Genomic DNA, 13329 nt, shown 5'->3' with positions numbered 1-13329 from the left:
GTGGAGCCATGACCGAGCAGAGCTTCCCCGCCATGGGCGGGTCACTGGTGGAACCGCAGCCCGCCGTCACCCCGGCGCCGAAGTTCTGGCGCCGCACGGCCCCGGTGCTGACCGCCGCGGCGCTCGTCGCCGGGCTGTTCGGAGGCGTCACCGGAGCGGTGGTCGCCTCACCGGACTCGCCCGCGGCGTCGTCGTCCGTGGTGGCGCAGACGGTCTCGAACACGTCCACACTGGACTGGAGCGCCGTCGCCTCGACGGTGCTGCCCTCCGTGGTCCAGGTCAACGTCGGCGATGGCCTCGGCTCCGGCGTGATCCTCACCGCCGACGGCAGGATCCTCACCAACAACCACGTCGTGGCCTCGGCCGGCGGCCAGGTGACCGTGACGCTGAACGACGGCCGTGAGGTCCCCGCCACCGTCGTCTCCACGGACCCCACCTCCGACCTCGCGGTGCTGCAGGCGACCGGCGTCTCGGGCCTGACGCCGATCAAGTGGGCGGACTCGGGCTCCGTGAAGATCGGTGACGCGGTGATGGCCATCGGCTCGCCGTCGGGCCTGCAGGGCACCGTGACCACCGGCATCGTCTCGGCGCTGGACCGCAAGGTGACCGTGCCGGGCGAGACGCGCCGCTCGCAGCCCGTGTCGTACCAGGCGATCCAGACCGACGCGTCGATCAACCCCGGCAACTCCGGCGGCGCGCTGGTGAACGCGGCCGGCGAGCTGGTCGGGATCAACTCGGCGATCTACTCGCCGGCGTCGAGCAGCGGTGAGGCCGGGAGCGTCGGCATCGGGTTCGCCATCCCGTCGAACACGGCCAAGCAGATCGTGGGACAGCTGGGCTAGGAGATCACGTCGAACGTGCACTTGGCCCCCGGAGCGGAGGCCAGGCGCACGTCGCACGTGATCAGCGTGGCACGGAGCTGTTCGGCGAGCGCGACATACGCTGCGTCGTAGGGCGTGATGTCGTCGCGCAGGTCCCACATGCGGGACAGCAGCGGTGCCAACGGCATTCGCCTCACCGGCAGACCTGCCAGGTGTCGCAGTGCGGACGGTACCGATGCCGCCAGCGCCGCACTGCGCCGCGCCATTGTCCGCAGGGCGGAGACAACTTCCACGTCGAGATGCGCAGGCGCGAACAACGCATGGCCTGCAGCCATGCGATCGACCGTTTGCTGACGTCGATGATCGTCAGCTGAGTAGAACACCGCCAGAACGGACGCATCGACCACTACCAGGCTCACGACGCGTCCCGCACCTCGCGCACAGCCGCTGTCGCATCCTCCAGCGTGACGCCTGTTCCTCCTGGCGGCTCGTAGGTCGCCAGGTAGTCGCCGATGTTCAGCACCTGTGCGACCTCGGTCAACCTTTCGACGACGAAGGCGTTCAGCGACTGGCGGCTTGCCGCGGCGCCGTCGGCCAGCGCCGCGTAGACCTCGTCCGGCACATCTCTCAGGTTCATCCGCTTCATGGTGCCATGATGGCACCAACCACCCCGATCGGCGCATCCCGAACAGATCACCGCAGCTCAGGGCCGCGACCGGGGTCGCGGCCCTTCACCGTCCTACGACAGCCAGTCCGGGCGCAACGGCATGTGCGACGTCGTCCCGTCCAGCTTCACCCCGAGCACCTGGTGCAGCTGGATGCTGTTGCGGTCGAACCCGAGCCGCGACGCCGCCAGGTAGAGCCGCCACACGCGGGCGCGGGCCTCCCCGACCTCCTCCACGGCCTCGTCCCAGTGCTCCTCGAGGTTGCGGCTCCACGCGGCGAGCGTCAGCGAGTAGTGCTCGCGGATGTTCTCCTCGTGCCGCACCTCGAAGCCGGTGTCGTGCATCAGCGACACCAGGTGCCCCGGCCCGACCAGCTCGCCGTCCGGGAACACGTACCGGTCGATGAACGGGCCGGACAGCGCACGCTGCTTGTTGTCCGGCCGGGTGATGCAGTGGTTGAGCAGCCGGCCGCCCGGCTTCAGCTTGCGGTAGAGCGAGGAGAAGTAGCCCGGCAGCTTGGCCTTGCCGATGTGCTCGGTCAGGCCGATCGACGACACCGCGTCGAAGCCGGTCTCGCGCACGTCGCGGTAGTCGAGGTAGCGCACCTCGGCCAGGTCGGACAGGCCGGCCTCGACGATCGCCTTCTGCGCCCACTCCGCCTGGTTGCGCGACAGTGTCACGCCGATCGCGCGCACCCCGTACTCGCGGGCGGCGTGCATGACCATGCCGCCCCAGCCGCAGCCGACGTCCAGCAGCTTCATGCCGGGCTTCAGGCCGAGCTTGCGCGCGACCAGGTCGTGCTTCTCGTGCTGCGCCTGTTCCAAAGTGGACTCCAGCGTCGGGTACACCGCGCAGGTGTAGGCCATCGACGGGCCGAGGATCCACTCGTAGAACTGGTTCGAGACGTCGTAGTGGTGCGCGATGGCCTGCTGGTCGCGGGCCTTGGAGTGGCGCAGGCCCCGCAGGCGGGTCTCCTGCGGTGGCGGGCTCACCTTGTGCGACAGCCGGACCTTCCCGAGGAAGCGCAGCAGCTCGACGCGTTGCAGCCACGGGAGCTCGCGCAGGGAGAACTCGGAGAGCTGGGAGAGGCCGGCGTGCACGTCGCCGAGGATCTCCAGGTGGCCGGTCACGTAGGCGCGGGCCAAGCCGAGCTCACCTGGCGCGGAGGCCAGGTAGGACAGGGCTTCCGGTGTTTTGATGTCGATGGCGACCGGGGCCGAGTCAGGCCCGGCGGCACTGCCGTCGTAGGCCTTGAACCGAACGTCGTTGCCACCGGTGATGCTCTGGAAAATGGAGGCCAACCGCATTCATCGTCCCCTGACACACTTGGCGTACAGATCAGGCAGTCGGTTCGCCTTGTCGTACCGGCTCTTCACGGACCGGTAGTGCGAACCGTTGTAGTGCCGCCAGAACTCGTCCTCCTCGTAGTAGGAGTCGGAGTACAGCGACTTGTGACCCCCCAGCCGCGCCACCTCGCGCTCGATCAACCGGTTGCGGTCACCCATCTTCTCCCCCGGCCGGACCGGGACCTCCGACCAGAACCCGACGTTGACGTAGAGGGTGTCCTTGTCCATCGGGTACAGCGGCCAGCCCGTGGTGTCGCGCAGACGCACTGGGCACAGCCACACCGGCGAGATGCCGATCTCGCGGTCGAAGAAGTCGAGGAAGTCGGCCAGCCCGGCGACCGGGATCTCGACGTCCTGGATCACCGGCTCGACGTCCACCCGCGGCCTCAGCTGACGGTGCTTGGCCACGAGCTTGCGGTACACGTCCGACCGCAGGTACCTCTTGGGCCACAGGCGGCGCACGACGGGGTTCTGCGCCCCGAACGCGCGGGAGCACCAGAACCAGTCGGTGTCCCAGCGCCACAGGTAGTCGTGGATCGTCAGGTGGTCCGTCCGTCGCTTCTGGATGGACCGGTAGTAGATCTGGTTGCCGGTGTAGTCGGACGTGTACGGCGCTATGTCGGCGTAATGGCCCAGCGTCAGGTACATCTCACCCCGTGAGAACACCGTGCCGTCGACGAAGTCCGCCGAGCCGTCCGCGCAGACCTCCTCGATGACCGCGGCGCACTCGGCGAACGAGCCGAACGGCACGTGCCGCAGCCGGACGTACTGGCGCACCGGCTCCAGCTCGATCTCCAGCCGCAGCGCGTAGCCCAGCGTCCCGTAGGAGTTGGGGAACGCGCGGAACAGGTCGTCGTCCGGCTTCGCGACGACGACCTCGCCGTCACCGGTGAGGATCTCCAGCTCCCGCACGGACTCGTGCGGGAGGCCGTTGCGGAAGGACGTGGACTCGATGCCGAGTCCTGCCACCGCACCGCCGATCGTGATGGTTTTGAGCTGCGGCACCACTAACGGCATCAAGCCGTGGGGAAGTGTCGCGGCGACGAGGTTCTCGTAGGTGGTCATGCCCTGCACCTGAGCGGTGCGTCCGACCGGGTCCACGGACAGGACCTGGTCGAACCTGCCGACGTCGAGCCCGCCGGCCTGATCTGCTCGGAACCGGAAGAGGTTCGACGTCTTCTTCGCGAGCCGCACCGGCGCACCTTCGCGCATCGCGGCGTACTGCGCGCTCAGCGCAGCGACGGCCGAGCTGTGCCCATGGTCACTCACGGGGACGACGTTATTCCTCGTCAGCGCCGTTGGCACGCCCAAAAGCCGGATGGCCCAGTGATCTTTTCGCCACACCCTGCCGAAAGTTACTACTGAGTAGTAACGTGCGGGCATGGCAACGCACGAGGTGACCAACCAGGTTCCGCCGTTGACCGGTCACGACGTCGCGGACGACCCGGCCCTCCTGAGCTGGGTCGACGACGCCGAACTGCACGCTCTGGGCAGGCTCGCGGGCAGCGAGGAGTGGCAGGAGCGCGGCAGGCTCGCGAACGCCTACCCGCCCGTGCTGCGCACGCACGACCGCTACGGGAACCGAATCGACGAGGTCGAGTTCCACCCTGCGTGGCACGATCTGATGAACGTCGCCGTTTCGCACGGTTTGCACGCCTATGTCGACGGTGCGCATCTCAACAGGGCAGCCAAGTTCTACGTCTGGTCGCAGACCGAGGCCGGTCACGGATGTCCGATTTCGATGACTTATGCGGCTGTGCCCGCATTGCGCGTCTCGCCGGAACTGGCCGGGTCCTACGAACCCCTGCTCACCTCGCGGACCTACGACTTCGGCCTGCGGGCGCCGCTGTCCAAGCAGGGCCTGATCGCCGGCATGTCGATGACCGAGAAGCAGGGCGGCTCGGACGTCCGGGCGAACACCACGGTCGCGAGGCCGGTGGCTGACGGATATGTCCTGACCGGCCACAAGTGGTTCACCTCGGCCCCGATGTCCGATGTGTTCCTGACGCTCGCGCAGGCGCCCGGCGGCCTGACCTGCTTCCTCGTGCCGCGGGTGCTGCCGGACGGCACGCGCAACCGGTTCTTCCTGCAGCGGCTGAAGGACAAGCTGGGCAACAAATCCAACGCGTCCGCCGAGGTCGAGTACGACGAGGCGTTCGCGCTGCGCGTGGGCGACGAGGGTCGCGGCGTGCGGACGATCATCGAGATGGTCAACACGACGCGGCTCGACTGCGTGCTCGGCAGCGCCGCGGGCATGCGCGTCGGGTTGAGGCAGGCCGCCCACCACGCCGCGCACCGCAAGGCGTTCGGGAAGTACCTCATCGACCAGCCGGCGATGCGCAACGTGCTGGCGGACCTCGCGATCGAGTCCGAGGCGGCCACGACCGCCGCGATGTGGCTGGCGGAGCACCGGCCGCGGCTCGGGCTCGCCGTCACCAAGTACTGGGTCTGCAAGCGCGGACCGGCGCACGCGGCCGAGGCGCTGGAGTGCCTGGGCGGCAACGGCTACATCGAGGACAGCGGCATGCCCCGGCTGTTCCGCGAGTCGCCGCTGATGTCGATCTGGGAAGGCTCCGGCAACGTCGCCGCGCTCGACGTCCTCCGCGCGATGAGGAAGGAACCCGAGTCGGTGCAGGAGTTCCTGGCCGCCGTCACCGGCGTCGACCGGCGGATCGACGAGGCGTTGAACGAGCTCGGCGCCGCTCTGTCCGATGTGGACGAGTCGCAGGCGCGCAGGATCGTCGAGAAGATGGCGCTGATCCTGCAAGGCGCCTTGCTGGTCAAGCACGGGCACCCCGCCGTGGCCGACGCGTTCCTCGGCTCACGGCTCGGCGGCGACTGGGGAGTCGCGTTCGGCACGCTCCCCCGCTCCACCGACTTCGCCGCGATCATCGACCGCGCCGTCCCGAAGGTCTAGTGGTGCGGCCCGGAACGGTGCCGGGCGAGTTCGCGCCACTAACTCGCAGGGCAGCCGTTCGGCTGCCGCGGTGAGTCCGGGCCGTACAGGTCGCCGGTCAGGAACACGCACGTCGGCTGCTGCCCGAAGTCGTGGATGTCGGTGAGCTCCAGGATCGTGAAGTTGCGCTGCTCGCCGATCCGCGACGTGCTGAAGTCCGTGCGTCCCGTTGCACCGAAGAACTCCAGCTCGCGCAGCTCCCCGCCGACCGCGCCGCGGTGCGGGGTGTGCACCGGCAGCCCGGCCAGGCGCGACTGCGCGTTGCGCACGGCGTCGAGGAAGAGTCCCGCCGCGTCGTAGGCGACGCCCATGTGCTCTCCCGGCCACGGCTTGACCGGCTTGTCCTCCGGTGGCAGCGCGGAGTCCTGGATCTCCTGGTTGAACCTGCTGTAGCCGGCGCAGAACGCGTCCAGCGGCAGACCGCCGCGTGCCTTCGGATCCGGTTTCCCCTCCACGCACGACTTCCCCGCCAGCACCACGAGCCCGGCCATGCTCACGTACGACACGCGCATGCCGGCCAGCGAGTCGTGCACCCGGCTGGCCTTCTGCGCGATGAACCGGATGATCGCGTCGTCGGCCACGATGCGCGGCAGCCGGTTCTTGTCGTAGCAGTCCCTGCCGATCGCCCTCAGGAACTCGCCGAAGTCCTCCTCGCGACCCGCGAAGAACACCAGCTCGCCGGAGTGGTCCTCGACGCACTGCGACGGCACCTCCTGCGGGCTCCGCGACCACGGCACGGCCTGGTACCGCACCCCCGTGGTCGCCAGCTCCTTGCCCAGCACGTTGACCAGGTCGTCGAGGTAGACGTCGCCCTTGCCCAACGGCGGGTGGTGGATGGTCACCCTGGTGGCGCCGACGTGCTGCGCGTACCGCCGGACCAGGTCGGCCTGCCGGACGTTGCCGGGGATGAGCTGGAAGTACATCGACGACCTGATCGGCAGCGACGCCTCGGTGAGCGTGGTGCCGATGGTCGGCACGCCCAGCGCGCCCAGCTCGGTGATGACGTCCCTGGTCTCCTCGACGCTGCGGTCGAGCCCGACCACGCCGATGATGCTGGAGTCCTCCTCCAGCAACGGCGTCAGCATGTCGCGCAGGACGTCCGGCGACCTCTTCATCATCGCGCCACCGTTCGCGATCACGATGCGCAGCAACGGTTCCGAGCGCGACCTGTCGTTCTGCTGCCGTTGCTTGAGCAGCATCCCCTCCAGCTCCTCCGCCCTGGAGTGGTCGGCGTCGGGGTTGGTGTCCTTGTGCGTGAGGCTGGAGAAGTAGACCAGCGAGACGAACGGGCGGTTCGGGTCGGCGTCGCGCAGCCGCTTCGCCTCCTCGTTCTGCGCGAGCACCGCCTGCTGCGTCCAGCGCAGCCGTTCGTTCGAGCCGAACACCTGGCTGCTGTTGTCGCTGTAGCCCACGCACTCGACGTTGCCCTCGACGTCCATCAGCCGGGTCGACACCCCGGGCGAGGTCGCAGAGCCGATGATCGAGCAGTTGGCCTGGATGTGGTTCTGCACGGTCACGAACGCCGGCAGCAGCAGCACCACGACCACCGCCGCGATGATCGCCTCCAGCCGCCGCGACCGCGCGAGCCACCGCACCGGCGCCGCCCGGAACGCGGGCGTGCCCTTCCACTTCTTCTTGTCGGGGCTGGGGAACGGCAGCTTGATCATCAGGTAGCGGGCGTCCGGCGCGAGCATCTGCCGTTTGCGCGGCAGCTCCTCGCGCCAGGTCGTCAGCGCGTCCGCGGTCTCGTCCGGCGCCACCGGGGTGGTGCCGAGCCGTTGCGAGAGCGCCGGTTGGACCGAGCTGGCCGCGATGACCAGCAACGGGTCCAGCTCGCCGGTCTCGTTGCGGACGTCGTTGATCAGCTCCAGCAGCTCCCAGCCGCCGTTGTCCTGCGTGACGCCGTCGAGCAGCACCGGGATGTACGCCGTGCGCCGCCAGCCCGCCCTGCGCGGCAGGAACCGGCTCCGCCGCCGGTAGGCGATCCGCAGGTCCTCCAGGAAGGCGTGCACGAGCAGCAGCTTGATCTGCTCGGTGTTCTCGGACTCGCGCCGGCCCAGCGTCAGCCGCTCGGCGAACCCGAGGAACTCGATCGAGTGATTGGGCAGCGCGAAGTTCTGCCCGCGCATGAACCACTTCGACTCGCGCGCGAGCCCCGGCACCCGCTTGCCGAGCCACCGGAACCCCGCCTTGCTGCCGACCCACGCGACGAGCCCGAGCCCCAGCCGCGTCACGAGGTTGGGGATGAACGCGTCGACCGCCCGGTTGAGCGCCTCGCCGTTCTCGGTGGTCCTGCCCGTCCACTGCCGCAGCAGCTCGATGACGCTCGCCCTGTCGTCACGGCCGGGTTTGCGCGGCAGGCGTTTGCTGGTGAGCCAGTCGACGAGCCGGTAGTGGTCGAACCGCGTGAGGCGCTCGCTGCCGACGTGGACCTCGGACAACTGGTGGCTCAGCACGTCCAGCAGCGGCAGCAGCGGCGGGGTCTCCCGCGCTTCCGGCGGCCACCTCTTGTCGACCTCGGCACGCACCGAGGACACGTCGACGTAGGCGTGCGGAATGGCGGGCCGGCCCTCGTCGAGCTTGTGCTCCAGGGCGCGCAGGAAGGGCGCCGGACTGGCTTCGCTCTCCAGGTAGAGCAGCGGTAGCGGCTGGTCGCCGACCACTTCCTCGGTCTTGCTCCGGTAGAAGAACCCCGGCCGGTCGCAGAGACCGTGGATGACCTCGAGGAGAACTCTTACCCCCGGAAAGACCGGTTCTGCCCGGCTACCTGTCATCTGCACCCTCACACTCGTGCGGAATGGCAGGACGGTAGCCGGACAGATCGATTCGAGCCGGTGGTTTGACCCTATTTAGATGGAACGGCCTAGAGGCCGAGCTCGCGCGCGATCAGCATCTTCTGCACCTCGGACGTGCCCTCGCCGATCTCCAGGATCTTGGCGTCGCGGTAGAAGCGGCCGACCGGGTACTCGTTCATGAAGCCGTAGCCGCCGAAGATCTGCGTGGCGTCGCGGGCGTTGTCCATCGCCGCCTCGGACGACACGAGCTTCGCGATGGCCGCCTGCTTCTTGAACGGCTCGCCGCGCAGCATCCGGGACGCGGCCTCGTAGTAGGCCAGCCGTGCCGTGTGGACGCGGGCCTCCATCTCGGCGATCTTGAACTGGATCGCCTGGTACGTCCCGATCTTCGCGCCGAACGTCTCGCGCTCGTGGGCGTAGCGGACCGACTCGTCGACGCAGCCCTGGGCCAGGCCGACCGACAGCGCGGCGATGGCGACGCGGCCCTCGTCGAGCGTGCGCAGGAACTGGGCGAAGCCGCGTCCGCGCGTGCCGAGCAGGTTCGCGGCGGGCACCCGGCAGTCCTGGAAGGACAGTTCGCGCGTGTCGGAGGCGCACCAGCCGACCTTGGAGTACTTCTTCGACACCGTGAAGCCCGGGGTGCCGGACGGGACGATGATCGACGAGATCTCCTTGCGGCCGTCGGGCTGGGTGCCCGTGACCGCGGCGACCGTCACCAGGCCGGTGATGTCCGTGCCGGAGTTCGTGATGAAGGCCTTGGTGCCGTTGATGACCCACTCGTCGCCGTCGAGGCGCGCGGTGGTGACCAGCGCGCCCGCGTCGGAGCCGGAACCGGGCTCGGTGAGGCCGAACGCGCCGAGCTTCTCGCCCGACGTCAGGGACGGCAGCCACTCGGCCTTCTGCTCGTCGGTGCCGAAGCGGTAGATCGGCATGGCGCCCAGCGAGGTGGCGGCCTCGACCGTGATCGCGACGGACGAGTCGACGCGGGCGAGCTCCTCGAGGGTGAGGCACAGGGCGAAGTAGTCGCCGCCCATGCCGCCGTGCTCCTCGGGGAACGGCAGGCCGAGCAGGCCCATCTGCCCCATCTTCGCGACGATCGGGTACGGGAACTCGGCGCGCTCGTAGTAGTCGCCGATGACGGGGGCCACCTCGTCGCGGGCGAACTCCTCGACGGTCTTGCGCAGGTCCTCGTACTCGCTCGGGAGCCTGAAGTCCAACATCGGTGTCACTCCTCGTGAGAGACGACGAGGGCCAGCACCTGGTCGAGTGCGACCTGCTGGCCTGCTTGCACGTTCACTTCGGCGAGCACGCCGTCGACCGGTGCGGTCACGGTGTGCTCCATCTTCATGGCCTCGACCACGAACAACGCTTGACCGGCGGTCACTTCCTCGCCCTGCTGGGCTCGCACCACGAGCACGGTGCCGGGCATCGGCGACTTGACCGGACCGCCCTGGGCGGCGGCTCCGCCGGCGGCGCCCACCAGGAACTCGGCCTCGACCAGCGCCCACGAGGCGCCGTCGTGGCCGAGCCACAGCACGTCGCCGTCGCGGGCCGTCGCGTACCGGCGCGAGCCGACGAGCAGGTCGGAGCCCTCCCGGCGGGCGCGCGCCCTGACCGGTTCTCCCCCTCCGACGACGACTTCGTCCCCGCGCACGCGCACGTCGACGTCGTTGATGCGCCAGGTCGTCCACGCGTGCTCGCCGACGCGCCACCCGCCCAGCTGGTCCCACGGGTCGTCGCCCCGCGGCTCCAGGGACCGTTCCAGGCCGGCCGCCACGTACACGTCGTCCGGGATCTCGGCCGTGGTCAGCGCGTCGAGCTTGCGTTCGACCAGGCCGGTGTCCAGTGCGCCGGCGCGCACGTCCTCGTCGCGCAGGAGTGCGCGCAGGAACGGGATGTTCGTCGTGACGCCGAGCAGCACCATCTGGCCCAGCGCGTGGTCCAGGCGCCTCAGCGCTTCCTCGCGGGTGCGGCCGTGCGCGATCACCTTGGCGAGCATCGGGTCGTAGTCCGAACCGACGACAAGTCCTTCGTACAGCCCCGAGTCCACGCGGACCGACGTGGGCTCGCTGAGCTTGAGCACCCGGCCGCCGGTGGGCAGGAAGCCGCGCGCCGGGTCCTCGGCGTAGACGCGTGCCTCGACGGAGTGGCCGTTCAGCCCGACGGTCAAATCCAGCTCTTCACCGGACGCCACGCGGAGCTGCCACTCGACGAGGTCGACGCCCGTGACCATCTCGGTCACCGGGTGCTCGACCTGCAGCCGGGTGTTCATCTCCATGAAGAAGTAGTCGCCGGAGGAACCGTCCACGATGAACTCGACGGTCCCCGCGCCGACGTAGCCGACGGCCTTGGCCGCGTCGACCGCCGCGGACCCCATCGCCTCGCGGACCTCGGGCGTGAGGAACGGCGACGGCGCCTCCTCGATGATCTTCTGGTGCCGGCGCTGGAGGCTGCACTCGCGTTCGCCGAGGTGGATGACGTTGCCGTGGGAGTCGCCGAGCACCTGGATCTCGATGTGGCGAGGGTTCGTGACGAACCGCTCGATCAGCAGCGTGTCGTCACCGAACGACCCGCGCGCCTCCCGCCGCGCCGACTCGATCGCCTCGCGCAGCGCGGACTCCTCGTGCACGAGCCGCATGCCCTTGCCGCCACCGCCCGCGGAGGGCTTGAGCAGCACGGGGAAGCCGATCTCACCGGCGGCCTCGACGATCTCGTCGTCCGACATGTTCTCGCGAGTGCGGCCCGGCACCACGGGGACGCCCGCGGCCGACACCGTCAGCTTCGCGCGGATCTTGTCGCCCATCGCGTCGATCGCCGACGCCGGCGGGCCGACGAACACGATCCCCGCCTCGGCGCAGGCCGCCGCGAACGCCGTGTTCTCGGCGAGGAAGCCGTACCCGGGGTGGATCGCCTGCGCGCCGGTGGACACGGCGGCCGCGACGATCTTCTCGATGGACAGGTAGCTCTCGCGGGCCGCGGCGGGCCCGATGCGCACGGCCTCGTCGGCCAGCCTGACGTGCAACGCCTCGGCGTCCGCGTCGGAGTACACGGCGACGGAACGGATCCCGAGCGACCGCAGCGCGCGGATCACCCTGACCGCGATCTCCCCGCGGTTCGCCACCAGAACGCTGTCGAACATGATCACATCCGGAAGACGCCGTAGGAAACATCGTCGATGGGGGCGTTCGCCGCACTGGACAGCGCGAGCCCCAGCACCACGCGGGTGTCACGCGGGTCGATGACGCCGTCGTCCCACAGCCGCGCGGTCGAGTAGTACGGGTTGCCCTGGTCCTCGTACTGCTGGCGGATCGGCGCCTTGAACGCCTCCTCGTCCTCCGCGGACCACTCGTCACCGAGCTGGTCGCGGCGGACCGTCGCCAGGACCGACGCCGCCTGCTCGCCGCCCATCACGGAGATCCGCGCGTTCGGCCACATCCACAGGAACCGCGGCGAGTACGCCCGGCCGCACATCGAGTAGTTGCCGGCGCCGAAGCTGCCGCCGATGATCACGGTGAACTTCGGGACGCGCGCGCACGCCACCGCCGTCACCATCTTGGCGCCGTGCTTCGCGATGCCGCCCGCCTCGTACTCGCGGCCGACCATGAACCCGGTGATGTTCTGCAGGAACACCAGCGGGATGGACCGCTTGTCGCACAGCTGGATGAAGTGCGCGCCCTTCACGGCGGACTCGCCGAACAGGATGCCGTTGTTGGCGACGATCCCGACCGGGTGCCCGTGGATGCGCGCGAAGCCGGTGACGAGCGTCTGCCCGTACTCCTTCTTGAACTCCTGGAACTTCGACCCGTCGACGATCCGCGCGATCACCTCGCGCACGTCGTAGGGAGTCCGGGAGTCCGTCGGCACGACACCGTAGAGATCGTCCGGGTTGACCTCCGGGGCCTCGGTTTCGGTGACGTCCCACGGCCGTTGCACGCGCGGCCCGAGCGTCGAGATGATCGAACGGACCATCTTCAGCGCGTGCGCGTCGTTCTCCGCCAGGTGGTCGGTGACGCCGGACGTGCGCGAGTGCAGCTCGCCGCCGCCGAGGTCCTCCGCGCTGACGACCTCCCCCGTCGCCGCCTTCACCAGCGGCGGGCCGCCGAGGAAGATCGTGCCCTGGTTGCGGACGATGATCGCCTCGTCGCTCATCGCCGGCACGTACGCGCCACCCGCGGTGCACGAGCCGAGGACCGCCGCGATCTGCGGGATGCCCTTGGCGGACATCGTGGCCTGGTTGTAGAAGATCCGCCCGAAGTGCTCGCGGTCCGGGAACACGTCGTCCTGCTTCGGCAGGAACGCGCCACCGGAGTCGACGAGGTAGATGCACGGAAGGTTGTTCTGCAGCGCCACTTCCTGCGCGCGCAGGTGCTTCTTGACCGTGATCGGGTAGTAGGTGCCGCCCTTGACCGTGGCGTCGTTCGCGACGATGACGCACTCACGGCCGGACACCCGCCCGACGCCCGTGATGATGCCTGCGGCAGGCGCCTCGTCGTTGTACATGCCGTCGGCGGCCAGCGGCGACAGCTCCAGGAACGGCGAGCCGGGGTCGACCAGCGTGTCCACGCGCTCGCGCGGCAGCAGCTTGCCGCGGTCGACATGACGCTGACGTGCCTTCTCAGGACCGCCGAGTGCGGCGGTGGCGAGCTTGCCGCGCAGCTCGTCGACGAGCGCGGCGTGCTCCTTGGCGTAGCGGTCCGACGGCTCGGCGGCGCTGCGCAGGACAGGTGCGTCCATGCTCCCCAGACC

Annotated in this window: 10 protein-coding genes; 2 read left to right on the top strand and 8 right to left on the bottom strand. The window is 69.4% G+C overall.

Annotated features, from left to right (window positions below):
* Window positions 1-8: 8 nt before the first annotated feature.
* Window positions 9-842, top strand: a complete 834-nt coding sequence (locus VM306_RS37425; RefSeq protein ID WP_325523546.1) for a S1C family serine protease — start codon at window positions 9-11, stop codon at window positions 840-842.
* Here VM306_RS37425 and VM306_RS37420 read toward each other — a convergent pair.
* The 4 genes from VM306_RS37420 to VM306_RS37405 form a co-directional block, all read right to left on the bottom strand.
* Complete coding sequence (locus VM306_RS37420; protein WP_325523544.1) at window positions 839-1240, bottom strand: type II toxin-antitoxin system VapC family toxin; 402 nt, start codon at window positions 1238-1240, stop codon at window positions 839-841. The two genes, VM306_RS37425 and VM306_RS37420, sit on opposite strands and share 4 nt — an antisense overlap.
* Window positions 1237-1458 (bottom strand): hypothetical protein, encoded by a 222-nt coding sequence (locus tag VM306_RS37415; protein ID WP_325523542.1) that lies wholly within the window; start codon window positions 1456-1458, stop codon window positions 1237-1239. The genes VM306_RS37420 and VM306_RS37415 overlap by 4 nt, the downstream gene beginning before the upstream one ends.
* A 102-nt stretch (window positions 1459-1560) precedes the next feature.
* A complete protein-coding gene (locus tag VM306_RS37410; RefSeq protein WP_325523540.1) occupies window positions 1561-2793 on the bottom strand; it encodes a cyclopropane-fatty-acyl-phospholipid synthase family protein in 1233 nt (410 codons plus the stop codon).
* Window positions 2794-4101, bottom strand: coding sequence for an FAD-binding oxidoreductase (locus tag VM306_RS37405; RefSeq protein ID WP_414672500.1), 1308 nt, complete (start codon window positions 4099-4101; stop codon window positions 2794-2796). It lies immediately after the preceding gene.
* A 112-nt stretch (window positions 4102-4213) separates the two neighbouring features.
* Between VM306_RS37405 and VM306_RS37400 the strand changes: the two genes are divergently transcribed.
* Complete coding sequence (locus tag VM306_RS37400; RefSeq protein ID WP_325523538.1) at window positions 4214-5749, top strand: acyl-CoA dehydrogenase family protein; 1536 nt, start codon at window positions 4214-4216, stop codon at window positions 5747-5749.
* 38 nt (window positions 5750-5787) lie between these two features.
* Here the strand turns inward: VM306_RS37400 and VM306_RS37395 are convergent, their stop codons facing one another.
* The 4 genes from VM306_RS37395 to VM306_RS37380 form a co-directional block, all read right to left on the bottom strand.
* Complete coding sequence (locus VM306_RS37395; protein WP_325523536.1) at window positions 5788-8562, bottom strand: hypothetical protein; 2775 nt, start codon at window positions 8560-8562, stop codon at window positions 5788-5790.
* Window positions 8563-8651: 89 nt separating this feature from the next.
* Window positions 8652-9803 (bottom strand): acyl-CoA dehydrogenase family protein, encoded by a 1152-nt coding sequence (locus VM306_RS37390; protein ID WP_325523534.1) that lies wholly within the window; start codon window positions 9801-9803, stop codon window positions 8652-8654.
* 5 nt (window positions 9804-9808) lie between these two features.
* Window positions 9809-11722, bottom strand: a complete 1914-nt coding sequence (locus VM306_RS37385; protein ID WP_325523532.1) for an acetyl/propionyl/methylcrotonyl-CoA carboxylase subunit alpha — start codon at window positions 11720-11722, stop codon at window positions 9809-9811.
* Between the two features lie 2 nt (window positions 11723-11724).
* Window positions 11725-13317: a carboxyl transferase domain-containing protein gene (locus VM306_RS37380; protein WP_325523530.1), complete on the bottom strand. Its 1593-nt coding sequence runs from the start codon at window positions 13315-13317 to the stop codon at window positions 11725-11727.
* Between the last annotated feature and the right edge of the window lie 12 nt (window positions 13318-13329).

Source organism: Lentzea sp., assembly GCF_035525475.1.
Taxonomy (GTDB): domain Bacteria; phylum Actinomycetota; class Actinomycetes; order Mycobacteriales; family Pseudonocardiaceae; genus Lentzea.
The sequence above is the reverse complement of the archived record's forward strand: the minus strand, read 5'-3'. Positions and strand labels throughout refer to the sequence as shown.